The 25,411-nt window shown below is 63.0% G+C and carries 25 protein-coding genes; 12 read left to right on the top strand and 13 right to left on the bottom strand.

Features of this window, described 5'->3' with window-relative positions; translation table 11 throughout:
- Nucleotides 1-20: 20 nt before the first annotated feature.
- The 8 genes from rodA (at nt 21) to ACOKS3_RS26070 (ending at nt 7,626) form a co-directional block, all read left to right on the top strand.
- On the top strand, nt 21-1,124 hold the full coding sequence (gene rodA, locus ACOKS3_RS26105; protein ID WP_050437190.1) for a rod shape-determining protein RodA: 1,104 nt from the start codon (nt 21-23) through the stop codon (nt 1,122-1,124).
- 17 nt (nt 1,125-1,141) lie between these two features.
- Entirely contained in the window at nt 1,142-2,152 is a 1,011-nt protein-coding gene (gene mltB / locus ACOKS3_RS26100) for a lytic murein transglycosylase B (protein WP_103448830.1), read from the top strand.
- The gene (locus ACOKS3_RS26095; RefSeq protein ID WP_103448831.1) at nt 2,152-3,153 is read left to right on the top strand and encodes a septal ring lytic transglycosylase RlpA family protein; all 1,002 of its coding nucleotides are present in this window, start codon (nt 2,152-2,154) and stop codon (nt 3,151-3,153) included. Before mltB ends, ACOKS3_RS26095 begins: the two co-directional genes overlap by 1 nt.
- A 223-nt stretch (nt 3,154-3,376) precedes the next feature.
- Complete coding sequence (locus ACOKS3_RS26090; RefSeq protein ID WP_103448832.1) at nt 3,377-4,537, top strand: D-alanyl-D-alanine carboxypeptidase family protein; 1,161 nt, start codon at nt 3,377-3,379, stop codon at nt 4,535-4,537.
- 73 nt (nt 4,538-4,610) lie between these two features.
- Nucleotides 4,611-4,886, top strand: coding sequence for a DUF493 domain-containing protein (locus ACOKS3_RS26085; protein WP_103448833.1), 276 nt, complete (start codon nt 4,611-4,613; stop codon nt 4,884-4,886).
- Nucleotides 4,886-5,533 carry a lipoyl(octanoyl) transferase LipB gene (gene lipB, locus ACOKS3_RS26080; protein WP_103448834.1) on the top strand — a complete coding sequence of 216 codons (648 nt, stop codon included), beginning with the start codon at nt 4,886-4,888 and terminating at the stop codon, nt 5,531-5,533. The genes ACOKS3_RS26085 and lipB overlap by 1 nt, the downstream gene beginning before the upstream one ends.
- A gap of 2 nt (nt 5,534-5,535) precedes the next feature.
- Nucleotides 5,536-6,552: a lipoyl synthase gene (gene lipA / locus ACOKS3_RS26075; protein WP_060509515.1), complete on the top strand. Its 1,017-nt coding sequence runs from the start codon at nt 5,536-5,538 to the stop codon at nt 6,550-6,552.
- A gap of 135 nt (nt 6,553-6,687) precedes the next feature.
- A complete protein-coding gene (locus ACOKS3_RS26070; protein ID WP_103448835.1) occupies nt 6,688-7,626 on the top strand; it encodes a S66 peptidase family protein in 939 nt (312 codons plus the stop codon).
- Nucleotides 7,627-7,659: 33 nt separating this feature from the next.
- On the opposite strand, the gene ACOKS3_RS26065 is transcribed toward ACOKS3_RS26070, so the two are convergent.
- The 5 genes from ACOKS3_RS26065 to leuS all read right to left on the bottom strand — a co-directional run bounded on the left by ACOKS3_RS26065 (nt 7,660) and on the right by leuS (nt 13,654).
- Nucleotides 7,660-8,976, bottom strand: coding sequence for a lytic murein transglycosylase (locus ACOKS3_RS26065; protein ID WP_103448836.1), 1,317 nt, complete (start codon nt 8,974-8,976; stop codon nt 7,660-7,662).
- Nucleotides 8,977-9,036: 60 nt separating this feature from the next.
- Complete coding sequence (gene arfA, locus ACOKS3_RS26060) at nt 9,037-9,201, bottom strand: alternative ribosome rescue factor ArfA (protein WP_145190513.1); 165 nt, start codon at nt 9,199-9,201, stop codon at nt 9,037-9,039.
- A gap of 105 nt (nt 9,202-9,306) precedes the next feature.
- Nucleotides 9,307-10,344 (bottom strand): DNA polymerase III subunit delta, encoded by a 1,038-nt coding sequence (holA, locus tag ACOKS3_RS26055; protein WP_103448838.1) that lies wholly within the window; start codon nt 10,342-10,344, stop codon nt 9,307-9,309.
- A 36-nt stretch (nt 10,345-10,380) separates the two neighbouring features.
- Nucleotides 10,381-10,986, bottom strand: a complete 606-nt coding sequence (locus tag ACOKS3_RS26050) for an LPS-assembly lipoprotein LptE (protein ID WP_103448839.1) — start codon at nt 10,984-10,986, stop codon at nt 10,381-10,383.
- A gap of 61 nt (nt 10,987-11,047) precedes the next feature.
- The gene (gene leuS, locus ACOKS3_RS26045) at nt 11,048-13,654 is read right to left on the bottom strand and encodes a leucine--tRNA ligase (protein ID WP_422763631.1); all 2,607 of its coding nucleotides are present in this window, start codon (nt 13,652-13,654) and stop codon (nt 11,048-11,050) included.
- A gap of 228 nt (nt 13,655-13,882) precedes the next feature.
- Between leuS and ACOKS3_RS26040 the strand changes: the two genes are divergently transcribed.
- Complete coding sequence (locus tag ACOKS3_RS26040) at nt 13,883-14,197, top strand: hypothetical protein (protein ID WP_103448841.1); 315 nt, start codon at nt 13,883-13,885, stop codon at nt 14,195-14,197.
- A 131-nt stretch (nt 14,198-14,328) separates the two neighbouring features.
- Nucleotides 14,329-15,090 carry a YdcF family protein gene (locus tag ACOKS3_RS26035; RefSeq protein ID WP_422763632.1) on the top strand — a complete coding sequence of 254 codons (762 nt, stop codon included), beginning with the start codon at nt 14,329-14,331 and terminating at the stop codon, nt 15,088-15,090.
- A 110-nt stretch (nt 15,091-15,200) separates the two neighbouring features.
- Here the strand turns inward: ACOKS3_RS26035 and lnt are convergent, their stop codons facing one another.
- Genes lnt through ACOKS3_RS26015 form a run of 4 tightly spaced genes read right to left on the bottom strand, consistent with a single transcriptional unit; the run spans nt 15,201 to nt 19,056 of the window.
- On the bottom strand, nt 15,201-16,718 hold the full coding sequence (gene lnt, locus ACOKS3_RS26030) for an apolipoprotein N-acyltransferase (RefSeq protein WP_103448843.1): 1,518 nt from the start codon (nt 16,716-16,718) through the stop codon (nt 15,201-15,203).
- 8 nt (nt 16,719-16,726) lie between these two features.
- Nucleotides 16,727-17,566, bottom strand: coding sequence for an HlyC/CorC family transporter (locus ACOKS3_RS26025; protein ID WP_103448844.1), 840 nt, complete (start codon nt 17,564-17,566; stop codon nt 16,727-16,729).
- 25 nt (nt 17,567-17,591) lie between these two features.
- The gene (ybeY, locus tag ACOKS3_RS26020; protein ID WP_103448845.1) at nt 17,592-18,065 is read right to left on the bottom strand and encodes an rRNA maturation RNase YbeY; all 474 of its coding nucleotides are present in this window, start codon (nt 18,063-18,065) and stop codon (nt 17,592-17,594) included.
- Complete coding sequence (locus tag ACOKS3_RS26015) at nt 18,058-19,056, bottom strand: PhoH family protein (protein ID WP_103448846.1); 999 nt, start codon at nt 19,054-19,056, stop codon at nt 18,058-18,060. Before ACOKS3_RS26015 ends, ybeY begins: the two co-directional genes overlap by 8 nt.
- 174 nt (nt 19,057-19,230) lie before the next feature.
- On the opposite strand from ACOKS3_RS26015, the gene ACOKS3_RS26010 reads away from it, so the two are divergent.
- Entirely contained in the window at nt 19,231-19,557 is a 327-nt protein-coding gene (locus ACOKS3_RS26010; RefSeq protein ID WP_103448847.1) for a DUF1820 family protein, read from the top strand.
- A 3-nt stretch (nt 19,558-19,560) separates the two neighbouring features.
- Here the strand turns inward: ACOKS3_RS26010 and ACOKS3_RS26005 are convergent, their stop codons facing one another.
- From ACOKS3_RS26005 to ACOKS3_RS25990, 4 genes are all read right to left on the bottom strand, one after another.
- The gene (locus tag ACOKS3_RS26005; RefSeq protein WP_103448848.1) at nt 19,561-20,106 is read right to left on the bottom strand and encodes a tetratricopeptide repeat protein; all 546 of its coding nucleotides are present in this window, start codon (nt 20,104-20,106) and stop codon (nt 19,561-19,563) included.
- A 198-nt stretch (nt 20,107-20,304) separates the two neighbouring features.
- Nucleotides 20,305-21,588 carry a glutamate-1-semialdehyde 2,1-aminomutase gene (gene hemL / locus ACOKS3_RS26000; protein ID WP_103448849.1) on the bottom strand — a complete coding sequence of 428 codons (1,284 nt, stop codon included), beginning with the start codon at nt 21,586-21,588 and terminating at the stop codon, nt 20,305-20,307.
- Nucleotides 21,589-21,605: 17 nt separating this feature from the next.
- Entirely contained in the window at nt 21,606-22,229 is a 624-nt protein-coding gene (thiE, locus tag ACOKS3_RS25995; protein ID WP_422763633.1) for a thiamine phosphate synthase, read from the bottom strand.
- Nucleotides 22,230-22,242: 13 nt separating this feature from the next.
- Nucleotides 22,243-23,040, bottom strand: coding sequence for a hydroxymethylpyrimidine/phosphomethylpyrimidine kinase (locus ACOKS3_RS25990; RefSeq protein WP_103449865.1), 798 nt, complete (start codon nt 23,038-23,040; stop codon nt 22,243-22,245).
- A gap of 265 nt (nt 23,041-23,305) precedes the next feature.
- On the opposite strand from ACOKS3_RS25990, the gene ACOKS3_RS25985 reads away from it, so the two are divergent.
- Nucleotides 23,306-25,297 carry a sensor histidine kinase gene (locus ACOKS3_RS25985; protein WP_422763634.1) on the top strand — a complete coding sequence of 664 codons (1,992 nt, stop codon included), beginning with the start codon at nt 23,306-23,308 and terminating at the stop codon, nt 25,295-25,297.
- Nucleotides 25,298-25,411: the final 114 nt, after the last annotated feature.

Genomic DNA, 25,411 nt, shown 5'->3' with positions numbered 1-25,411 from the left:
TGCTCTCCAGCGAGGACGTGATGCGTCGACGCGCCAGCTTCCTGCAGCGCATCCACATCGACGGCCCCTTGTTGATCATCCTGCTGACCCTTGCGGCCGGCAGCCTGTTCGTCCTCTATTCGGCTAGCGGCAAGAACTGGGACCTGCTGCTCAAGCAGGCTACCTCGTTCGGCATCGGCCTGGTCTCGATGTTCGTCATCGCCCAGCTGGAGCCACGCTTCATGGCGCGCTGGGTACCGCTGGCGTATCTGGTCGGGGTGTTCCTGCTGGTGGTGGTGGACGTCATGGGCCACAACGCCATGGGCGCCACGCGCTGGATCAACATCCCCGGGGTGATCCGCTTCCAGCCCTCGGAATTCCTCAAGATCATCATGCCGGCGACCATCGCCTGGTACCTCTCCAAGCGCACCTTGCCGCCGCACCTGAAACACGTGGCAATAAGCCTGGTGTTGATCGGCGTGCCGTTCATTCTTATCGTCCGTCAGCCTGACCTGGGCACGGCGCTGCTGATTCTCGCCTCCGGTGCATTCGTGCTGTTCATGGGTGGTCTGCGCTGGCGCTGGATCCTCAGCGTGCTCGCGGCGACGGTGCCGGTGGCGGTGGCGATGTGGTTTTTCGTGATGCACGACTACCAGAAGCAGCGTGTACTGACCTTCCTCGACCCGGAGAGCGACCCGCTGGGTACCGGCTGGAACATCATCCAGTCGAAGGCGGCGATCGGCTCCGGTGGCGTGTTTGGCAAGGGCTGGCTGCTGGGTACTCAGTCGCACCTGGACTTCCTGCCGGAGAGCCACACCGACTTCATCATTGCGGTGCTTGGCGAAGAGTTCGGCTTGGTCGGTATCTGCCTGCTGCTGATCGTCTACCTGCTGCTGATCGGCCGCGGGCTTATGATCACCGCACAGGCGCAGACCCTGTTTGGCAAGCTGCTCGCGGGCAGCCTGACCATGACCTTCTTTGTGTATGTGTTCGTCAATATCGGTATGGTCAGCGGCTTGTTGCCCGTGGTGGGCGTGCCGCTGCCCTTCATTAGCTATGGCGGAACTTCGTTGGTGACGCTGCTGTCAGCGTTTGGCGTTCTGATGTCGATCCACACGCACCGCAAGTGGATTGCGCAGGTTTGAATAAGGTGAAGAATTTCATGCAAGCAGTGCGTAACTGGGCTGCCCGTTGTGCGCCGTGGATCGGCGCGGTGGGCCTGTTCGGCGCTGTACAGCTGGCCCATGCCGGCGATTACGACGGCTCGCCGCAAGTGACCGAGTTCGTGCTCCAGATGAGCCGCGACAATGGGTTTGCCCCCGAGCAATTGAATGGTGTGTTTCGCGAGGTGCAGCGCAAGCAGTCGATCCTCGACGCCATCTCGCGCCCGGCCGAACGGGTCAAGCCGTGGAAGGAATACCGGCCGATGTTCATCACCGACGCGCGCATCGCCCGTGGCGTTGACTTCTGGCGCCAGCACGAAGCGGTGCTGGCCCGTGCCGAGCGAGAATATGGCGTGCCGGCGCAGTACATCGTCGCGATCATCGGCGTGGAAACCTTCTTCGGCCGCAACACCGGCAATTACCGGGTGATCGATGCCTTGTCGACCCTGGCCTTCGACTACCCGCCGCGCGCGGAATTCTTCCGCAAGGAACTGCGTGAGTTCCTGCTGCTGGCCCGTGACGAGCAGATCGATCCGCTCACCCTCAAGGGTTCTTATGCCGGGGCCATGGGCCTGCCGCAGTTCATGCCGAGCAGCTTCCGCAACTACGCGGTGGACTTTGACGGCGACGGCCACATCAATATCTGGAACAACCCCGACGACGCCATCGGCAGCGTGGCCAGCTACTTCAAGCGCCATGGCTGGGTAGCCGGCGAGCGCGTGGTCAGCCGCGCCCAGGTCAGTGGCGCACAGGCGGATCTCGGCCTGACCACCGGTATCGAGCCGGCGAAAACCTTCGGGGAGTTGCGGGCGCTGGGGTGGTCGAGCCATGATGCTTTGCGCGATGATCTGCCGGTTACTGCCTTCCGCCTGGATGGCGACAAAGGCCCCGAGTACTGGATGGGCCTGAAGAACTTCTACGCGATCACTCGCTACAACCGCAGCGTGATGTATGCCATGGCGGTGCATCAGCTTGCGGAACAGCTGGTCCAAGTACGGGGCGTCAAGTAATGCGCGCAATCCTCTCTGGCAACATCTTCAAACTGCTGACCTGCATGACCGTCGGCATGCTGCTGGTCAGCTGTTCTTCCAGCCGCCCGACCTCACAGGGCAGTGGCAACGTTGTCCGCTCGCAGCCCGGCCTGGACATCAACCGTGCCCACAAGGACGGTGCGCCGTGGTGGGATGTGGACGTCAACAAGATCCCCGATGCCACCCCGACCATGCATACCGGTGCCTATAAGGCCAACCCGTACACCGTGTTGGGCAAGACCTACTATCCGATGCAGGACGCGCGCAACTATCGTGCCGAGGGCACAGCGTCGTGGTACGGCACCAAGTTCCACGGCCAGAACACCGCCAACGGTGAGCTGTACGACCTGTACGGCATGAGTGCGGCGCACAAGACCCTGCCATTGCCGGCCTATGTAAGGGTGACCAACTTGGCCAACGGCCGCAGTGTGATCCTGCGGGTCAACGACCGTGGCCCGTTCTATTCCGACCGCATCATCGACCTGTCCTACGCCGCAGCGAAGAAGCTCGGCTACGCCGAGATCGGCACCGCGCACGTGCGAGTGGAGGGTATCGATCCGCAGCAATGGTGGGCACAGAAGGGCCAGCAGCCGCCGTTGATGCTGAAAGAGCCGCAGGTCGCCCAGACCCAGGCGATTCCGGCCAGCACCGGGCGGGTCGAGCAGTGGACCCCGCCGCCGCAGCAGCACGCGGCGCCAGTGGTGCCGGTGCAGGTGGGTGGCGGCAACGTGCCAGCTGGCGCTGCTGGCAACGTCCTTCAGGTGGGCGCCTTCGCCAACCCGGATGCTGCCGAACTGCTGCGCTCCAAGCTCAGCACCATGGTCAGCGCGCCGGTATTCATCAGCTCCATCGTGCGTAACCAGCAAACCCTGCACCGCGTGCGCCTGGGGCCGTTCAGCAGCCAGGGCGAGATCCAGCAGGCACAAGACAGCATTCGCCTGGCGAACCTTGGCCAGGCCAAGCTGGTCACAGCTGACTGACAGTTCTGTGGGGCCCCTGGCCCCCACAAACTGTCGGTTTTGTCATGAATTGCCGGCCCCGGCCATGTACAATGTCGGCTTTTGCCCGCAGCGACATAAAGCCGCACCCTGATTCAGCCGTTCAGGGGTGGGCCGGCCATGGCCATCAAAACTAGACTGACTGGCGCTGGGCACACGATGTGGCCCAGGGAACATCAGACCATTAGCGATTTTCGAGAGACGGATGAACATCACCAACCTTGCCAAACGACTTTGCCTGCCCGTACTGCTGATGCTCACGCCTGCTGCCTTTGCAGCAGAGCAGATGATGCCGGCGCCACCGCAACTGGCAGCCAAGTCTTACGTACTCATGGACGCGTCCAGCGGCAACGTGCTGGTCGAGAACAACGGTGACGAGCGTCTGCCGCCAGCCAGCCTGACCAAGCTGATGACCGCCTACATCGCCACCGTCGACATCCGTCGTGGCCAGATCGGCGAGAACGACCCGGTCACCGTCAGCGAAAACGCCTGGCGTACCGGCGGTTCGCGCATGTTCATCAAGGTCGGCAGCCAGGTCACCGTCAGCGACCTGCTGCACGGCATCATCATCCAGTCGGGCAACGATGCCTCGGTCGCCCTGTCCGAGCACATTGCCGGCAGCGAAGACGCCTTCGCCGACATGATGAACAAAACGGCTTCTGAACTGGGCATGTCCAACAGCCACTTCATGAACCCGACCGGCCTGCCGAACCCGGAGCACTACTCCTCGGCTCACGACATGGCCCTGCTGGCCCGCGCGATCATCAACATCGACCCGGCCCACTACGCGATCTACTCGCAGAAAGAGTTCTTCTGGAACAACATCAAGCAGCCAAACCGCAACCTGCTGCTGTGGCGTGACAAAACTGTCGACGGTCTGAAAACCGGCCACACCGAAGAAGCTGGCTACTGCATGGTGGCTTCGGCCGTACGTGACGGTCAGCGCCTGATCGCCGTGGTGTTCGGTACCAACAGTGAACAGGCTCGTGCCGCCGAGACCCAGAAGCTGCTGACCTACGGTTTCCGCTTCTTCGAAACCCAGACTTTCTACCAGAAGGGTACCGAGCTGGCCCAGGCTCCGGTCTGGAAGGGCGCTACCGGCCAAGTCAAGGCAGGCCTGGCCGACGACCTGACCATGACTATGCCTAAAGGCCAATTGAAGCGCCTGCAGGCTTCGATGACCATGAACCCGCAGCTCACCGCACCGATCGCCAAAGGTGACGTGATCGGCAAAGTGGAAGTCAAACTGGACGAGAACGTGGTTCACAGCGCCGACCTGATCGCCCTCGATGGCGTCGAGGAAGGTGGTTTCTTCCGCCGTATGTGGGATAGCATCCGTCTATTCTTCTACGGGTTGTTCAACTGATACGTGACCTGCAAGCCCCCGCGCATCCTGCGGGGGCGTTGTTGTTGCCACGGCTTACGAGGCCGTTTCCGCCATGAGCGAACCTGACGTCAAGTCGCACAAGATCGAATTCCCCTGCGCCGATTACCCGATCAAGGTCATCGGCGATACCGTTGTCCATTTCAAGGACACGGTCATCGAGATCCTCAAGAAGTACGCCGAAGTCGATATGACTACTTTGGCCGAGCGTCAAAGCAAGGAAGGCAAGTACACCACGGTGCAACTGCATATCGTTGCCACCAGTGAAGACCAGCTACACGACATCAACAGTGCCCTGCGTGCCACCGGCATCGTGAAAATGGTGCTCTGATGTCGCTTAGCCTCGGTATTCGCGAGCTTGGCCTGCAGCCCTATGAACCGGTGCTGGAGGCCATGCGTCGCTTCACCGAGCAGCGTAGCCCGGACAGCCAGGATGAAATCTGGCTGGTCGAGCACCCCGCGGTCTTCACCCAGGGCCAGGCCGGCAAGGCCGAGCACTTGCTGGTACCGGGCGACATACCGGTGGTGCAGACCGATCGCGGTGGCCAGGTGACCTACCATGGCCCCGGGCAGCTGGTGGCCTACCTGCTGCTGGACGTGCGCCGTCTGGGCTTTGGCGTGCGCGAGCTGGTCAGCCGCATCGAGCAGACCCTGATCGACTTGCTTGCCAGCTATGGCGTCAATGCCGTGGCCAAGCCCGATGCGCCGGGTGTCTATGTCGACGGAGCGAAAATCGCCTCCCTCGGCCTGCGAATCCGCAACGGCCGTTCCTTCCACGGCCTTGCTCTGAACGTGGACATGGACCTTGCGCCATTCCGCCGAATCAACCCCTGCGGGTATGCGGGGCTGGCCATGACCCAGCTGCGCGACCTGGCAGGCCCGATCGAACTCGACGAGGTCAGGACAAGGCTGCGCGGACAGCTGGTCAGGCACCTCGACTATGCTGAGCAGACGACCCTCACGGGCGGAATCGACTGAATATGACAACTGTGCAAGAAGCCGTGCCGAACCTGATCCCTACCCAGGATGCCACCGCGCGCCCAGCGCCGAAGAAAGTGGAAGCCGGGGTTAAACTGCGTGGCGCCGAAAAGGTCGCGCGTATCCCGGTGAAAATCATCCCCACCGACGAACTGCCGAAAAAGCCTGACTGGATCCGCGTGCGCATCCCGGTATCCCCGGAAGTCGACCGCATCAAGCAGCTGCTGCGCAAGCACAAGCTACACAGCGTGTGCGAAGAGGCGTCCTGCCCGAACCTGGGCGAGTGCTTCTCCGGTGGTACCGCAACCTTCATGATCATGGGCGACATCTGCACCCGTCGCTGCCCGTTCTGCGATGTCGGCCACGGTCGGCCGAAGCCGCTGGACCTGGACGAGCCGAAGAACCTGGCCGTGGCCATCGCCGACCTGCGCCTGAAATACGTGGTGATCACCTCGGTGGACCGTGACGACCTGCGTGACGGTGGTGCCCAGCACTTCGCCGACTGCATTCGCGAAATCCGTGCCTTGTCGCCGGGCGTGCAGCTGGAAACCCTGGTGCCGGACTACCGTGGCCGCATGGACGTCGCCCTGGAAATCACCGCGCAAACGCCACCAGACGTGTTCAACCACAACCTCGAGACTGTACCGCGCCTGTACAAGGCCGCGCGCCCTGGTTCGGACTACGACTGGTCGCTGGACCTGCTGCAGAAGTTCAAGCAGATGGTTCCGCACGTACCGACCAAGTCGGGCCTGATGCTCGGCCTGGGCGAAACCGACGAGGAAGTGATCGAAGTAATGCACCGCATGCGCGAGCATGACATCGACATGCTGACCCTCGGCCAGTACCTTCAGCCGTCGCGCAGCCACCTGCCGGTGCAGCGCTTCGTCCACCCGGACACCTTCGCCTGGTTCGCCGAGGAAGGCTACAAGATGGGCTTCAAGAACGTCGCGTCGGGCCCGTTGGTACGTTCGTCGTACCACGCCGACCAGCAGGCTCACGAAGCCAAGATCAAGCTCTGATCCGCGCGCCCGCTGAACATGCCGATGCACGCTGAAAGGCGGCATCGGCATTTTTTATGGGGGATTTTATCCCCGTGGGTGAGGCTGGTGATCACGAAGATAATCGCCAGCCATCTACCAGCAAGGAGTTGTGCGATGAATTGCCCTGAGAATATTGAGTCCTACCTAACCCGTCCATTGTCGCAAGGTGCCTGCTTCGCCATCGTTGCTCCGGCCGGCCCGGCCCGTCTGGATGTGCAGAAGGCTGGCCAGTGGTTCACCGAGCGTGGCTACCGCTGCCGTATCTACCCGGGCGTTCACGAGGCCGAGGGTTACCTGGCCGGTAGCGACGAGCAGCGCCTGCAGGACCTGCATGCGGCCTTTGCCGATACTGAGGTCGACGCGATCCTGTGCATGCGCGGTGGCTATGGCAGCATGCGCCTGCTCGATAGGCTCGATTTCGAGCTGATTCGTTGCAACCCCAAGCCGCTGATCGGCTACAGCGATATCACCGCGCTGCACACGGCGATCTATCAGCGTACCGGGCTGATCACTTTCCACGGCGCGATGCTCAATGCCGACCTGTTGGGGGCCAAGTTGCAGCCGACCGAGTCGTCGCTGCTGGCGCAGTTGGCCGGGCTGCTGGGGGAGGGTGATCAGATTGTCCACCCGGGCGACTTCGCCTTGAGTTGTGTGATACCCGGTGTCGCCAGCGGTCGCTTGCTGGGGGGGAACCTGTCGATGCTGGGGGCGACCCTGGGGACGGTGGCGGAAATCGATACCCGAGGCTGCATCCTGTTCATCGAGGACGTCAACGAGCCGTTGTATCGTGTGGATCGTTTGCTGACCCAGTTGCGCTTGGCAGGCAAGCTAAAGGGCATCAAGGGCGTACTAGTGGGGGATTTTGCCGGAATAACCGTTGCGGCGTTGGTTCCACTGCTGGAGCAGACCTTCGGGCCGCTGGGCGTGCCGGTGCTGGCCGGGTGGCGCAGTGGGCATTGTGATCCGAATGTGTGCTTGCCGCTGGGGGCCTGGGTGAGGCTGGACAGTGATAAGCAGACGCTGATGCTGGATCAGGATTTGTTCAAGGCTTGAAATAGCCGGGGCCGCCAAGCGGCCCCATGTGCATCAGCGCTGACGCAGGCTATCGAGCAGCTTGTGGGTTGGATAACCGTCCGCCGGCCACCCCAGCTGCTGCTGGGCATTACGAATCGCCTTGCGGGTATTGGCCCCGATGATGCCATCCGGGTTCCCCGCCTCATGCCCGCTGGCATTCAGCAGATTCTGCAACTCCATCCGCTCGCTGCGGCTCAATGGCAGGTCTTCTTTCGGCCAACTGCCGCTGATGAAGCCCCAGCCCGAGAAGCGATCACCCAGCAGGCTCACCGCCAGGGCATAGGACGACGAGTTGTTGTACTTGAGGATCGCGCGGAAGTTGTCCAGCACCAGGAACGCCGGTCCACGGGCACCGGCCGGCAACAGCAGGGCCGCTGACAGCTGGTTGCTGCCGGCTGGCAGCTGGGTACCCGCCGGTAGTTTCACGCCCATCTGCAGCCACTCGTAGACCGGCTTGCGCAGCGCGCCGTCGGCCTGCCAATAGTCGAAGCCTGCTGGCACCTGCACTTCGAAACCCCACGGCTGGCCATGCTTCCAGCCCGAGCTTTGCAGGTAGTTGGCCGTCGAGGCCAGGGCATCGGGTGTGCTGTTCCAGATATCGCGACGGCCGTCACCGTCGAAGTCCACCGCGTAGGTGTTGTAGGTGGTCGGGATGAACTGGGTCTGGCCCATGGCACCGGCCCACGAACCACGCATGGCCTCAGGCTGGATATCGCCATGCTGGATGATCTGCAGGGCGGCGATCAGCTGGTCCTGAGCGAACTGTGGGCGACGCCCTTCATAGGCCAGGGTGGCCAGCGAGCGGATCACCGACTTGCTGCCCTGGAACTGGCCGAAGTTGCTCTCCATGCCCCATACCGCCACCAGCGCCTGGCGGTCGACGCCATAGCGCTGCTCGATGCGGGTCAGCAGATCGGCGTTCTGTTCCAGCAGCTTCTTGCCATTGCGCACGCGCAGGGGCGACAGCGCTCCATCGAGGTACTCCCACACCGGGCGGGTGAATTCGGGCTGGCTGCGGTCGGCCTTGATCACGTCCATGTCTGGCGTGACGCCGAGAAATGCACTGTCGAAGGTGCTTGCCGCGATGCCGGCCTGCAGTGCCTGTTGGCGGAAACCGGCTTGCCATTGAGCGAAGGTTTGCAGCGGCTGTATTTCAGTGCTGACGTCGGGCGTGGCGCCAGGCAGGGTAACCACCGGGGCAGGCTGGGCGGGGGCCAGCGGCAGGGCGTCGGCGGCGGTGGGTTTTTCCGCGCAGGCGACGAGCAGGATGAAGCTGGAGGCCGCGAGCAACTGGCGGGAATTCCAACGGGGGAGAAGACTCAAGAGCATGCACAGATCCAGAATTGCAGGTCAGGTGCCGACCATATCATGCCTGCGCTTGCGATGCTTTCATGCGGCCAAAAAGTAGGAAGCCTCCCAATCTCTCGATTGGAAGGCTTCGCGGCGGTAGCTGCCTTTGCCCTTTTCCGGTCGTTCCTGGCGGCAGCGGAACAGCGGTTGGGCGATGATCGACTTGGCCTTGTTGGGGCCGTGCTTTTTCGGCTTTTTGCTCATGGCGGGGTTCCCGATTGGGTGGGTTTCGGGGTGCACTCTAGGCCTGAGAGGGTGGCGGGGCCAATTGATTGTGTTTATGGCTGAGGCCTTGGGGCCGCTTCGAACTTATTCCGAAGGAAGCACCAATCGCTGCCCGGCCATCAACAGCGCCAACCGCGACAACCCGGTCCAGGGCGAGCCCTCGGCCTGCCCCTTGATCTGCGCATCGATACGCTGGGCATCCTGCAGCAACTGCGCCCAACGCTGTGCCGAGAGGCGCTGCAGGGCCTTGCTGACCAGTGGTCGGCGTTTGTCCCAGACGGGTGGGCGCGCCTGGCTGAACGCCTTGTCCAGCGGCACACCTTGACTGAACTGTTGCGCGAGCCCGGCCAGTAAGCGCAATTCACGGGCCAGTGCCCAGAGAATCACCGGAGGTTCCACGCCTTCTCCACGCAGGCCTTCGAGCATGCGCAGGGCATGCGCGGCTTCGCCATTAAGGATGGCATCAACCAGCCCGAAGACATCGAAGCGCGCACTGTCGGCCACAGCAGCCTGCACCGTTTCGACGGTGATCTGGTTGCCTTCTGCCAGCAGCTTGAGCTTTTCGATTTCCTGGGCGGCGGCCAGCAAGTTGCCTTCGACCCGTGCGGCGATCAGGTCGACCGCGTCGCGTTGGGCCGACAGCCCGGCCTGAGACAGGCGCTGGTTGATCCACTGGGGTAATTGCTGGGCATCCACCGGCCAGATCTGGATGAACTGGCAGTGGGCACCTTCGATCAGTGCCTTGCCCCACTTGGTCTTCTGCGCACTGCCATCGAGCTTGGGCAGGCTGATCAGCAGCAGGGTGTCTTCGGCGGGCTTGGCGCAGTACTCCATGAGCGCCGCAGCGCCTTTGTCACCGGGCTTGCCTGAAGGCAGGCGCAGCTCCAGCAGACGCCGCTGGGCGAACAGCGACAGGCTGGCACCCGCTTGCAGCAGGGTGCCCCAGTCAAAGTTGGCGTCGGCGCTGAACACCTGGCGCTCGTCAAAACCTTGCTGGCGCGCCGCATTGCGGATGGCGTCGGCAGCTTCCTGGCACAGCAGCGGGTCGTCACCGCTGACCACGTAGACCGGGGCCAGGCTGCCTTGCAGGTGCTTGTTGAGTTGGGCGGGGGCGAGTTTCATGGGAGCAGGAGGGGCACCGGAGTGCCCCGCGCGGGCTTAGTTGCCCGGGACTTCCAGAGGCGACTGCTGCGGCGTTTCCGCCTGCTGGCGGCGCGCGGCCTCCAGTGCGTCAGCTTCAGCCTTGGCGCGTGCGTCGGCCTTGCGTTGCAGCTCATCGAGCTGCGAAGGGCTCAGCAGTTGCAGGCGCGCAACCATCGACTGCACCAGGTCGCGGCGCATTTCTTCGCGCGCCCGCTGGGCTTCCTGATCGGAGCCGGTGATATTGCCGCCGTCACGCACATACACTTTGCGTACGTCGACTTTGTCGCTCAGCAGCTCGAGGTTGTTCAGGCCCACGATGCTGTAGTTGAGCGTGGTGGTGAGCTCGTATTCGGCTGTGCTGTTGCCGCCGGCGTAGCTCGCCGAGCGCGAATTTTCCTGCTCGTTGGTCAGTACCAGGCGATAAGGTGCGCCGGTGTGCACATTGACGCCGCTGCGCTCAAGTGCCTGGCGCAATTGCACCACGGTCTGGCCGTAGGCGTTGCGCGCGCTGACGTCCATCTCCTTGACGCTCAGGGCGTTGGTGCCGGTGCCGCGCAGCTGGAAACCGCAGGCGCTGAGCAGGACAGCCAGGCCCATTACCAGCAGATTGCGTTTGATCATGTTGTTGCTCCCTTGTGGGCCGATACCGCCCACCCGCATGGGGTGCAGGTGGGCGTTGCCATCAGTTGGCGACGATGTTGACCAGTTTGCCCGGTACCACGATGACCTTGCGGATGGTCAGGCCATCGATGAAGCGCAGGACGTTTTCGTTGCTGCGGGCAGCGGCTTCGACTTCCTCGCGGCTGGCGGCGGCGGGCATTTCCACCTGGCCGCGCAGCTTGCCGTTGACCTGCACTACCAGGGTGATGCTGTCCTGTACCAGGGCGCTCTCGTCGACCGCCGGCCAGCCAGCGTCGATGACAGCCTGATCGTGGCCCAGCTGCTTCCACAGCTCGTGGGAGATGTGCGGGGTGATCGGTGCCAGCAACAGGGTCACGGCTTCCAGGCCTTCCTGCAGCAGGGCACGGTCCTGTTCGCTGGCTTGCGGGGCCTTTTCCAGCACGTTCATCACGGTCATCACCTGGGCGATGGCGGTGTTGAACTTGTGGAACTGGCCCACGTCGGTGCTGGCCTGCTTGATCGCGGCGTGGATGGCGCGGCGGATGACCTTCTGCGCGTCGTCCAGTGCGGCGACATCCAGCTTGCCCGGCAGCCCTTGGGCAACATGAGCCTGGGCCAGGCGCCATACGCGGCGCAGGAAGCGGCTTGCACCTTCGACGCCGGAGTCGGACCACTCCAGGCTCGCGTCGGGCGGCGAGGCGAACATCATGAATAGGCGGCAGGTATCGGCGCCGTACTGGTCGATCATCGATTGCGGGTCGACGCCGTTGTTCTTCGACTTCGACATCTTCTCGGTGCCGCCGATTTCCACCGGCAAGCCGTCGGTCTTCAGGCGGGCGCCGATGATCTTGGCCTTGGCATCGCGCTCGATTTCGACGTCGGCCGGGTTGAACCAGTCCTTGCCGCCGTTGCTGGCCACGCGGTAGTAGGTCTCGGCGACCACCATGCCCTGGGTCAGCAGGTTCTTGAACGGCTCGTTGGAGGTGACCAGGCCTTCGTCGCGCATCAGCTTGTGGAAGAAGCGCGCGTACAGCAGGTGCAGGATCGCGTGTTCGATACCACCGATGTACTGATCGACCGGCAGCCAGTGGTTGGCGGCTTTCGGGTCGACCATGCCACCTTCGTAGTTCGGCGAAGCGTAGCGGGCGAAGTACCAGGACGATTCCACGAAGGTGTCCATGGTGTCGGTTTCGCGCTTGGCTGCGGCGCCGCATTTCGGGCAGCTGCATTCGTAGAATTCGGGCATGCGTGCCAGCGGCGAACCGGCGCCGTCCGGCACCACGTTTTCCGGCAGGGTGACTGGCAGCTGGTCTTCCGGCACTGGTACGTCGCCACACGATGGGCAGTGGATGATCGGGATCGGGCAGCCCCAGTAGCGCTGGCGGCTGATGCCCCAGTCGCGCAGGCGGAACTGGGTACGCGATTTGCCCAGCTCCTTGCGGATCAGGGCCGCTTCGATGGCGTCGAAGGCACCGGCGAAGTCCAGGCCGTCGAACTCGGCGGAGTTGATCAGCTGGCCATGCTCGCCATAGGCGGCCAGCCACTCGCTGCCGACGTCATCGCCAGCGCTGGTGCGCACCACGGCCTTGACCGGCAGGTTGTACTTGTGGGCGAACTCGAAGTCGCGCTCGTCGTGGGCCGGCACCGCCATCACGGCGCCGTCGCCGTAGTGCATCAGCACGTAGTTGGCGACCCACACCGGCAGTTTCTCGCCGGTCAGCGGGTGCTCGACGAACAGGGAAGTGGGCATGCCCTTCTTCTCCTGGGTGGCCATGTCGGCCTCGGCGACGCTGCCGCTCTTGCATTCGTCGATGAACGCCTGCAGTGCCGGGTTGCCTTGGGCGGCCTGGGTGGCCAGCGGGTGCTCGGCGGCAACGGCGACGTAGGTGGCGCCCATCAGGGTGTCCGGACGGGTGGTGAAGACCTTCAGGGTGCCTTCGTGGCCAATGCTGGCCTGGTCGAACGGGAACTGCACTTCCATGCCGCGCGACTTGCCGATCCAGTTGCGCTGCATGGTCTTGACCTGTTCAGGCCAGCCCGGCAGCTCGTCGAGGCTTTCCAGCAGCTCGTCGGCATAGTCGGTGATGCGGAAGTAGTACATCGGGATTTCGCGCTTCTCGATCAGCGCGCCCGAACGCCAGCCACGGCCGTCGATGACCTGCTCGTTGGCCAGTACGGTCTGGTCGGCCGGGTCCCAGTTCACGGTCCCGTTCTTGCGGTAGATGATGCCTTTCTCGAACAGGCGGGTGAACAGCCACTGTTCCCAGCGGTAGTAGTCCGGCTTGCAGGTGGTGACTTCACGCGCCCAGTCGATGGCCAGGCCCAGGCTCTTGAGCTGGGTCTTCATGTAGTCGATGTTTTCGTACGTCCACTTGGCCGGGGCGACGTTGTTCTTCATCGCCGCGTTTTCCGCAGGCATGCCGAAGGCGTCCCAGCCCATCGGTTGCAGGACATTCTTGCCCAGCATGCGCTGGTAGCGGGCAATCACGTCACCGATGGTGTAGTTGCGCACGTGGCCCATGTGTAGCTTGCCGCTCGGGTACGGGAACATCGACAGGCAGTAGTACGTGTCCTTGCCTGGCTGTTCGGTAACAGCGAACGATTGTTGCTCGTCCCAGAAGTTCTGGGCGGCGGCTTCGATATCACGGGGCGTGTATTGTTCGTGCATGGCTACTTTTTGCTGAGAGAGAAGAGACCTTGTTCCAGGCAGCGGAACCTCGCTGCGTCCGGCACTCCGGTGTCGTTTAGAGTGAACGCCGTAGCATACAGCAGCGCCGCGCATCGTGGGAAACCTTGATTGCGAATGCCCGCTGGTCGCGGCATCCGGCTGCTTTTTGCTGCGACGCTAAGCTCAGGTGTGGGGGGAGATAATCTTTATCTTCAATGAGGTGAACGGATGGGAGAGACGCAGCTACCCGCAAGCAAACCGGAGCTTTACGAACGCCTGATCGACCGTCTTGGCCTGGCACTGGAAGTCGCCAGGACCTCGGTGAGATTACGCGACGAGATGCCAGCCGAACTGGAGTTGCGTGGCTTGAGCCATGCAGAGTTCGAAGTGATCAAGGCTTACCTGGAGTCCCTCCCGGAACGCCGAAATGCCTGCGCCGGTACATTCCCGCAAGCGGAACCGGCAACGGCCAAGATTATCTGGCTCAAGGACAAGAAACGCCCCGCCAATTCGGCGAGATCCAGGACGCTGCCACATCGCTAGCCGTTCAGGACGCCAGGCGCGGGCTATCGCGCGCCGGTTCTTCAACACACTTCCCATGATCGACGCCGGCCCGGACTTGTTGGCCGGCGTCGATCCTCTATAGGCTGCACACCTTCCATGGAGGTGTGTCGATGCCGATTCGGTTCTTCATCAAGCAATGGCTGATGCCGCCTGGCGTCCTGTTTCTGCTGCTGCTCGCTGCGTGGTGGTTGCGCAGGCGGCGCCCGCGGCTGGCGGCGCTGTGTTTTGCCGTGGGGCTGGGAGGCCTGTGGCTGATGAGCTTGCCGCTGGTGGTGCAAGGGTCCGCCCGCCTGCTGGAGACCGAGCCGCCTCTGTCGACGGGTGATTGGGCCGGCCTGGCGAGCAGGGCGGACGCCATCGTCGTGCTTGGCGCTGGGCGCGAACGCGGTGACCCGGCCTGGGGCGGTGATGACCAGCCTGCGGCTACGGCCCTTGAGCGCATGCGTTTTGCTGCTCGGCTGGCGAAAGCCTCGGGGTTGCCGGTGCTGACCAGCGGTGGTTTGCATTACGGTACGCCGCCTAGCGAAGCACAGTTGATGGCGGATCGCCTGCGCGAAGATTTCGCCGTCGAGGTGAAATGGAAGGAAGAAGCCAGTCGCACCACCTGGGAGAATGCCCAGCTGAGCGCCAAGGTGTTGCGGCCGCTGGGTATACGCCGCGTGGTGGTGGTGACCCAGGCGTGGCACATGCAGCGCTCACGCTGGAGCTTCGAGCGGGCCGGGTTCGAGGTGGTGCCGGCACCGGTGGGGTACCTGGGGCGCGATCATGCACGGCCGTTCGGTGGCTTGCTGCCCGAGAGCCGGGCCATGTGGCAAAGCGGGCAGTTGCTCAATGAAGCGGTGGGGTTGGTGGGGTATCGGTTGTTCTACTGAGCCTTGTTGCACCTGCACTGGCCTCTTCGCGGGGCAAGCCCGCCCCTACAACAGAATGCGTTGCCGTGTAGGAGCGGGCTTGTCCCGCGAAGAGGCCAGTGCAGGAAGCCTCAAACTGTCTTGGCGATACGCCCGGCCAGCAGCGCCCAACCCAGCAACAGCACACACAGAATGGCCAGCGGCCAGGATCGCCACTGCAGGTAAGGCGTCAGCTGCTGCATCGGCACCACTTCGCCATACAGCACAGCCCGCTGGAATTGCGGCACTTCTGCGGTGATCTTGCCAAACGGGTCGATCAGTGCAGTCACGCCATTGTTGGTGGCGCGGATCATCCAGCGGCCGGCCTCCAATGCACGCATCTGTGCCATCTGCAGGTGCTGCAGCGGGCCGATCGAGGTGCCGAACCAGGTGTCGTTGCTGATGGTCAGCAGCAGGTCGCTGCGTGCTGCCAGGCCTGCGGCGAACTCGGGGTAGACCACCTCATAGCAGATGAACGGCGCAATCTGGTAGCCCTTGGCCTGCAGCAGTGTCTGGTCCGCCGGGCCGCGGGCAAAGTCAGACATCGGCAGGTTGAAGAACTCGATCGCGCCGCGAAGCAGGTCCTGCAAGGGGACATATTCGCCAAACGGCACCAGTTTCTGCTTGAGGTAGGTACCGTCGCCTTCGCCGGTAACAGTGACGCCGTTGTAGAAGCGGCGCTGGTGATGCACCACTTCACGCACCGGCACGCCGGTGATCAGCGCTGAATGCCGGTCGGCGGCAAAGCGGCCCATCACATCGATGTACCCCTGGGCCTGGTCCTTGAGCACCGGCACAGCGGTTTCCGGCCACACCAGGAGGTCAACCGGCTTGGAGCTGAAGCTCATGTCGCGGTACAGCGCCAGCTGCGCGTCGATGTGCGCCGGGTCCCATTTCAGGTCTTGCTCGACGTTGCCCTGCAGGGCGGCAACCTTGAGAGGGTCTCCGGCTGGCTTGGTCCAGGCGTGGCCCTTGAGGGCCATGCCGATCACCCACGGTGCCAGCAGCAGTACTGCACCGATGGCCAGGAACGACGGGCGCTCGCGCAAGCGGTGCAGGTTGCACAGCAGCGCGGCGCTCAGTGCCAGGGCGAAGGAAATCAGCCACACGCCACCCAGCGGCGCAAGGCCCGCCAGCGGGCCATCGAGCTGGCTGTAACCGGCATACAGCCAAGGGAAGCCGGTAAGGAACCAACCACGGAAGGCCTCCTGCAACAGCCACAGGGCGGCGAAGCACAGGGCGTCGGCCAGGGGCGCCTCATTACGCCTGAACCAGCGCGCCCACAACCAGGTGGGCAAGGCGAAGAACCAGGCGAGGGCGGCGAAGAACGCCAGCAGCAACACGATCGCCAGCAGCGGCGAGGCGCCGCCGTAGGTGTTCATGCTGACGTAGATCCACCAGGTGCCTGCGCCGTAGAGGCCAAAGCCGAACCACCAGCCACGCCACATGGCCTGGCGCGGGCTGAGCTCGCGCAGGCCAAGGTAGAGCAGGGCGATGGACAGCAGGGCCAGCGGCCAGATGTCGAACGGCGCCAGGGCCAGGAGGGTCGATGCGCCGGCCGCCAGGGCCAGCAGGTTACCGGGCCAGCCGGGGCGGGTGATCCAACGCATGTTTGTCCTTAGCGGGTGATCGGGGTCAGGCGCAGCAAGTGTATCCGCCGGCTGTCGGCATTGAGAATACGGAACTTGTAGGCGCCGATCTCGGTGGTCTCGTTGCGCTTGGGCAGGTGGCCGAAGGCGCTCATCACCAGGCCGCCGACGGTGTCGAACTCGTCATCCGAGAACTCGCTGTCGAAGAAATCGTTGAAGTTGTCGATCGGGGTCAGTGCCTTGACCAGGAAATCGCCGCTGGGCAGCGGCTTGATGTAGCTGTCTTCCTCGACGTCGTGCTCGTCCTCGATGTCACCGACGATCTGTTCCAGTACGTCCTCGATGGTCACCAGGCCCGCCACGCCGCCGTATTCGTCGATGACGATGGCCATGTGGTTGTGGTTGGCGCGGAACTCCCGCAGCAGCACGTTCAGGCGCTTGGACTCCGGCACGAAGGTGGCCGGGCGCAGCAGGTCCTTGATGTTGAAGCTGTCGCCGTTCTCCTTGAGGATCAGCGGCAGCAGGTCCTTGGCCAGCAGGATCCCGAGCACATCGTCATGGCTTTCGCCGATCACCGGGTAGCGCGAGTGGGCGGCGTCGATGACGGCCGGGAGGAACTCGCGCGGCGATTGGGTCGCCTTGATGCTGATCATCTGCGAACGCGGAACCATGATGTCGCGAACCTGCAGGTCGGCGACCTGGATGGCGCCTTCGACGATGGTCAGCGCTTCGCTGTCGAGCAGCTTGTTCTGATGGGCTTCGCGCAGCAGCTCAAGGAGCTCCTGGCGGTTTTTCGGCTCATGGGCAAAAGCCTGGGTCAGTTTACCCAGCCAGGACTTTTGCCCGTTGCTCGATCGATCTTCGCTCATGGCGGTTCTCGTGATCCTTGGTGTATCAGTGTGTGAGAGGTTCGTTTTCATCGTCGGCGTACGGGTCAGGGTGACCCAGTTCTGCCAGCAATTCCCGTTCCAGTGCTTCCATTTCCTCGGCCTCATCGTCTTCGATGTGGTCGTAGCCGAGCAAGTGCAGGCAACCGTGGATGACCAGGTGAGCCCAGTGCGCTTCCAGTGACTTGCCCTGTTCGGCCGCCTCGCGCTCGACCACCGGCACGCAGATCACCAGGTCCCCCAGCAGTGGGATGTCGAGCAGCTCATCGGGCACGTCGGCCGGGAACGACAGCACATTGGTCGCGTAGTCCTTGTGCCGGTAGGTGTGGTTGAGTTCGCGGCCTTCGGCTTCGTCGACCAGACGAATGGTCATTTCCGAGTCGGCGGTACGCTGACGCAGGGCCAGCTCGCACCAGCTACGGAAGGCGGCGTCATCCGGGGCGGCAGCATCCGTGGCCCGTTGCAGGTCAAGTTCAAGCATCTTTGCCGGGGACCTCGGGCTTGGCCTGGCGCGCTTCGAAGCGGTCGTAGGCCTCGACGATACGCTGCACCAGTGGGTGACGAACCACATCTTTGGGTTGGAAATGGGTGAAGCTGATCCCCGGTACGTCCCTGAGCACTTCGATAACATGGGCCAGGCCCGACTTGGTGCCACGGGGCAGGTCGACCTGGGTGATGTCACCGGTGATCACCGCGGTCGAACCGAAGCCGATACGGGTGAGGAACATCTTCATCTGCTCGAGCGTGGTGTTCTGGCTCTCGTCGAGGATGATGAAGCTGTTGTTCAGGGTGCGGCCGCGCATGTAAGCCAGCGGGGCGATCTCGATCACCTGGCGCTCGATCAGCTTGGCCACGTGCTCGAAGCCGAGCATTTCGTACAACGCGTCGTACAGAGGGCGCAGGTACGGGTCGATCTTCTGGGCCAGGTCGCCAGGCAGGAAGCCGAGCTTTTCGCCTGCCTCGACCGCCGGGCGCACCAGCAGGATGCGGCGCACCTGCTCACGCTCCAGGGCATCGACGGCGCAGGCCACGGCAAGGTAAGTCTTGCCTGTACCGGCCGGGCCGATGCCGAAGTTGATGTCGTTGCCGAGGATTTCCTTGACGTAGCGCTGCTGGTTGACGCCGCGGGGGCGGATATTGCCCTTGCGCGTGCGCAGCGAGACGCTGACCTCGTTGACCGCCGGGTTGTCGATGTTCTCCACCGTCGACTCCTGGAGGTACAGGTGCACGGTTTCCGGCGACAGGTCTGTGGCCTTGGCCTCGCGATAGAGGCGGCGCAGCAGTTGTTCGGCAGCGGAAGTGGTCTTGGGTTCGCCGATCAGCTCGAATTGGTTGCCGCGGTTGCGGATTTCGATAGCCAGGCGTTGTTCGATCAGGCGCAGGTGCTCGTCGAACTGGCCGCACAAGTTGGCGAAACGGTGGGCCTCGAAAGGTTCGAGGATGAAACGATGGGGTTGTATGGGTGCGTTCAAGGTCGTTTTTAGCCGCTCGACGGCAATGAATGTGAACTCAAGAATAACCCTTGAAGGGCAGTGGCGAAAGCACTGAAACGATCAAGGGTTGCTACAGGCCGTGTACCTGCGCAGGCCAGGGCCTGCTCTGCTATGATGCGCGCCTTTTCTTACGCATGTGTTATCCCGCCGAACATGAGCAAACGCGAACCCGCCATCTATAAAGTGATCTTCCTCAACCAGGGGCAGGTCTTCGAGATGTATGCCAAGCAGATCTACCAGAGCGACCTGTGGGGTTTTCTGGAAATCGAAGAGTTCGTTTTTGGCGAACGCACCCAGGTGGTGGTCGACCCGAGCGAAGAGAAGCTGAAAAATCAGTTCGAAGGGGTGATCCGCAGTTTTGTGCCAATGCATTCGATCGTGCGCATCGATGAGGTGGAGCGCCTGGGCACGGCCAAGATCAGCGAGGCCAAGGCCAGTGGCAATGTGATGCCGTTCCCCATGCCGATGCCGGAGAAGTAAGAATCAGGGAAGTGGTGAGAACGGCGTGCGCCCTTCGGCGTTTTGCAGTTCCAGCAGGTATTTGCGGAAGATCTGGCCGAGCACCTGGGTGGCGTGCTCCAGTTCGTCGCGCGGCATTTGCTCGGTCACTTCGTCGGCCATGTCCAGCGCATCCTCGGCGCCGTTGACCGCGGCCATCTTCAGCAGGATATAGGCCTGCACGTTGTTGGCCTTGACCCCTTCGCCATGGAAGAACATGGCGCCAAGGCGGTACTGGGCTTCGGCGTGGCCTTGCAGCGAGGCCTTTTCGAACCAGTCCAGGGCCTTTTTCAGGTTTTTCGGCGTTAGTGTGTAGTAGTACTCGCCCAGCTCGAACTGTGCCTGGGCGTCCCCGGTCGCCGCTGTCTCCTCGCAAGCTTTCAGCGCGTTCTGCAGGTCTTCTGGCTGAACATTGAGCGTGCAGCGCCCCGTTGCCGGAATCAGCAACGAGTTACCGCCCTCCGCCATAGCCAGCAGGGGCTGAAGAAGCAACAGGCAGCCCAAGGTCAGGGCGCGGCCGGTGCGGTTCATGGGGATCGACTTACCTCTGCAAAGCTGCGGCCAATGTCTCTGGTGGCACATTATGGGATAAGCAGCGCCAACCTTACAAAGTTTTACGCGAAAAACTGTCCGGGTGGGGAAGATAACTGATTGTGCAGGGGCTTTTATTGCCTGTGCCGGTCTCTGTGGAGCGGCTTAAGCCGCGAAGAGGCCGGCACAGTTGCCACATTACTTCAGTGCAGCGAACGCCCGCTCAGCCGCATCCAGGGTGATCTGCAGCTCTTTCTCACCGTGGGCGATCGAAGTGAAGCCGGCCTCGAACGCACTCGGCGCCAGGTACACGCCACCGTCGAGCATCAGGTGGAAGAAGCGCTTGAAGCGTTCGGCATCGCTGGCCATCACGTCGTCGAAGGTGACGATATCGTCGGCACCGCTGAAGTACAGGCCGAACATGGCACCTGCCTGAGTGGTGACGAACGGCACACCCGCAGCATCGGCACGTTGCTGCAGGCCATCGAGCATGCGGCTGGTGAAGGCGGTCAGTTCGTCATGGAAGCCTGGGCGGCTGATCAGCTTCAGGGTGGTCAGGCCGGCGGCCATGGCCAGCGGGTTGCCCGACAAGGTGCCGGCCTGGTAGACCGGGCCCAACGGGGCGATGCAGCCCATGATTTCGCGTTTGCCACCGAAGCAGCCGACCGGCATGCCACCGCCGACGATCTTGCCGAAGGTCGACAGGTCTGGCTTGATGCCGTAGTAACCCTGGGCGCCGCCGAGCGAGACGCGGAAACCGGTCATCACTTCGTCGAAGATCAGTACCACACCGTGCTTGTCGCACTGCTCGCGCAGGCCTTCGAGGAAGCCTGGCGCCGGCGGTACGCAGTTCATGTTGCCGGCCACCGGCTCGACGATGATGCAGGCCACGGTCTGACCGACTTCGGCGAGGGTCTTCTCGACCGCAGCGATGTCGTTGAACGGCAGGGTCAGGGTGTGCTTGGCGAAGTCCGCCGGTACGCCTGCCGAACTGGGCACGCCTTGGGTCAGCAGGCCGGAACCGGCCTTGACCAGCAGGCTGTCGGAGTGGCCGTGGTAGCAGCCTTCGAACTTGATGATGGCGTCACGGCCGGTGTAGCCGCGGGCCAGGCGGATGGCGCTCATGGTCGCTTCGGTGCCGGAGCTGACCATGCGTACCATTTCCATCGACGGCACCAGCGAGCAGACCAGGTCGGCCATCTCGGTTTCCATCGCAGTCGGTGCGCCGTAGGACAGGCCGTGCTCCAGCTGGCGGCGTACCGCATCGAGCACGTCCGGGTGGCCGTGGCCGAGAATCATCGGGCCCCACGAGCCGACGTAGTCGACGTAGCGCTTGTCATCTTCGTCGACGACGTAGGCGCCTTCGGCATGCTTGAAGAACAGTGGGGTGCCGCCGACGCTCTTGAAAGCGCGGACCGGCGAGTTGACGCCGCCAGGGATGTGCTTCTGGGCTTGGGCGAACAGGGCTTCGGAACGGGACATGGGATCTTCTCTCGAAATCAGGAAGCGAACAGGGCGTTGAAGGCGCGGGCGCGGCGGGTGACTTCTTGCGCGCTGTCGGCACCAAACAGGCCGTGGATCACCGCCAGCAGATCGGCGCCATGGGCGATCAGCGGGGCGGCGTTGTCGAGGGTGATGCCACCGATCACGGCGATCGGCAGTTTCACCTGGGCGCGGGCCTGTTCCAGCAGATCGACGTTGGCAGCCGGCGCACCGGGCTTGGTGACGGAATTGAAAAAGCGGCCGAAGGCCACGTAGCTGGCGCCTTCGCTGGCAGCCTGGGCGGCCAGCTCGAGGCTGGCGTGGCAGGTGGAGCCGATGATCGCCTGGCGGCCGAGCAGCGCGCGAGCCGGTGTCAGCGGGCCGTCGGTCTGGCCCAGGTGCACACCGACGCCCAGGCGCGCGGCCAGTTCGGCGTCGTCGTTGATGATCAGCTGGGTGTCGTAGCGCTCGCAAAGCTTCATCAACGCTTCGGCCTCGCGCAGGCGCCGGGCGGCATCGTCGCTCTTGTCACGGTACTGCAGCAGGCACACACCGCCTTCCAGCGCGGCTTCGACGTGAGACAGGAAACGGCCGGCGAGCAGCTGGCTATCGGTGATTGCGTACAGGCCGCGTAGCTTCATTTAAAGCCTCGTATCAGGAGCAGAAATCCAGGGGCAGGCGGCGCGGAACGTACTGGCCCTTGCCCAGCTGTTCGGCATCGCGCAGGGTGCGCCAGGTGTAGTCCAGGGCGCTTTTCACCGCGCTTTGCAGTTGCTCGCCAAGGGCCAGCCGACCTGCCAGGGCGCTGGCAAGGGTGCAGCCCGAGCCGTGGTAGCTGCCCGGCAGACGCTGGCAGGTCCAGGTGTGGCTCTGGCCGTCGCGGCTGTACAGGCGATTGTGGATTTCATCCTCGTCGCCGTGACCACCGGTAATCAACAGGTGTTTACAGTACGGCAACAGTTTTTCGGCACACTCGTCGGCGGTGCCTTCAGGCAGTTCGGCCAGAATGCGCGCCTCTGGCAGGTTCGGCGTGGCGATGGTCGCCAGCGGCAGCAGGCGTTCGCGCAAGGCATAGCCGACTTCGTCCTTGCCCAGGCGGCCACCGCCACCGGCACGCAGCACCGGGTCGCAGACCAGCGGCAGGTGCGGGTGGGCACTGAGCAGTTCGGCGACGGTGTCAACCATGTCGATCGAGCCGAGCATGCCCAGCTTGACGGCGGCGACCGTGGAGTCGGCCAGCACGGCATTGGCCTGGGCCAGGACCCACTCGCGGTCGAGCACGCGGAAGTCGGAAACGTTGACGGTATCCTGCACGGTCAGGGCGGTCACGGCAGGAGCGGCGTGACAGCCTTGGGCGATCAGGGCTTCGATATCTGCCTGCAAGCCGGCGCCGCCACTTGGGTCGTGGCCGGAGAGACAGAGGACAACGGGGCGGGAGCTGTAGGTATTCATGGTCGGCGAGCTTACCACCAAACCCATTTGTGCGGATCGTCCTACAAACGAGATTTGTTGATCGAGCGGTCAGATTATTTTGTTAATTTTCTTTGAAAGCATTGTTCTAGAGCCTTTTCTTTGAAAATCACAGTAGCCCGTCGACAGCGTTGAAAGCTATGCTAGAGTGCTCGGATAACTCGACAAACGGGCTCTGCCGGATTTCGTCGTCTCAAAAGGATCGGAGGCCATCGCGACGCGACCGGACAAGCCATGCTGGGGCTGTATGCGCTATTTGCTGATTGTGCTTCTGGGCTTGCTGCCCGTGCTGGCCGGAGCCGTCGAATTCGACGAGGCGACCCGGCACCTTCCATTGGGCAAAATCATGCAGGTCTATGAGGACCGTGATGGTAGCGCAAGCATTGCCCAGGTCAGCGCGCCGATCTTTGCCAGCCGTTTCCGCACGCATCACCAGGACGTGCTGAACGCCGGTTACTCGACTTCGGTGTTCTGGCTCAAGGTCGACCTGCACTATGTGGCCTCTGCCGATGCGCAGCCGCGCCAGTGGTTGCTGGAGCTGGCTTACCCTCCCATGGACCATATCGAGCTGTACCTGCCGGGCAGCGATGGCACGTTCCGCCTGGCCCAGCGTACCGGCGACGCCTTGCCCTACGACAGCCGGCAGATACGCCAGAACAATTACCTGTTCGAATTGCCGCTGCAGCCCGGACAGTCGATCACCGCCTACCTGCGCCTGCACAGTCAGGGTTCGGTACAGGCACCGCTAGCGCTGTGGTCAGCCGAAGCCTACATGGAAGACCAGCCGACCCGCCTCTATGTGCTGGGCATGATCTATGGCGTGCTGCTGGTGATGGCGGTGTACAACCTGTTCATCTCCCTCAGCGTGCGAGACGCCAGTTACCTCTACTACATCCTCTACATTGCCTCGTTCGGCTTTTATCAGGTGTCGGTCAACGGCGCAGGAGTTGCCTACTTCTGGCCTGACAGCCCGTGGTGGGCCAACGCCGCGACGCCGCTGTTCATCGGCGCTACGGGCCTGTTCGGTTGCCAGTTCGCGCGCCACTTCCTGCAGTTGGGCAAAATCAGCCGCAGCTTCGACCGGCTGCTGCAGCTGTTGATGCTCGGTGGCGTGCTGGTGATGGTGTTGTCGGTGAGCATGCGCTACGGAATAGCCTTGCGCATGGCCACGGTGCTGGCCCTGCTGTTCACTGTGGGTATCTTTGCCGCAGGGTTGTATGCCTGGGTACGTGGCCTGCGTGTGGCGCGTTGGTTCATCATCGCCTGGACGGCATTCCTGCTTGGCGGGCTGGTCAATACTCTGATGGTGCTGGGTTACCTGCCCAACCTGTTCATCACCATGTATTCCAGCCAGCTGGGCTCGGCGCTGGAGGTGGCATTACTGTCGCTGGCGCTGGCCGACCGCATCAACAGCATGCGCGAGCAGCAGGCGCAGACCCTGCGTGATACCGGCGAGGCGTTGGAGCAGATGAACCAGCAACTGGCCAGGAGCAATCATCTGAAGGACGAGTTCCTCGCCACCGTTACCCACGAACTGCGCACACCGATGAATGGCGTGATCGGCTCGCTGGAATTGATGCACACACTGCCCATGACCGCCGAGATGGCCCAGTACCATCGCACCGCAGTCGGCTCGGCCCAGGACATGATGGGCATGGTTGACGACATTCTCACCTTGACCGAGCTGCAGGCCGGCCGCATGCGCCCGCAGGCGCTGCCGTTCAGCCTGCGGCGCACGCTGCAGGACCTGCGTGCCGGCTATGCCGGAACAGCCCTGGGCAAGGGTTTGTACCTGAGCCTGGATATCCCCGCCGAGCTGCCCGACGAGTTGCTGGGCGATGCGCAAAAAGTCGCCCGCTGCCTGGGCTGCCTGGTGGACAACGGCCTGAAGTTCACGCATCACGGTGGAGTGATGGTGCAGGTCCGTGGCCGTCGCCTTGGCCCGGACAGCCTGGCGTTGACCTTCACCATCAGTGACAGTGGCATCGGTTTCGATGACCTGGACCAAGCGATTCTCTATCAGCGGTTCTTCCAGGTGGATGGTTCGATGACCCGGCGCTACGGCGGGCTCGGTATTGGCTTGTCGATCTGTCGGCAGTTGGCCGAACTGCTCGACGCCAAGCTGTCCCATGAGTCGACGCGTGGGTTGGGGAGCCGCTTCGAGCTGACTTTGAATGTGGCGATTGCACAGGTGCAGATCCCGCCGGGCAGAGTTGTGTCGGGTGCTACTCGATTCTGATTCAGGGGGCTTTTCCAGGGCTGCTGGCCACATGTTTAGTCATTATTGTCACTTTGACTGACCCGCAGGGAGTGCTTCACTGGGCCTTTCAGGCATGCCCGGATCCAGGAGCTC

This window comes from Pseudomonas sp. HS6-2, from assembly GCF_049325675.2.
In the GTDB taxonomy this organism is placed as follows: domain Bacteria; phylum Pseudomonadota; class Gammaproteobacteria; order Pseudomonadales; family Pseudomonadaceae; genus Aquipseudomonas; species Aquipseudomonas putida_N.
Note: the sequence above shows the minus strand (reverse complement) of the source record. Positions and strands in the feature narration are given on the sequence as shown.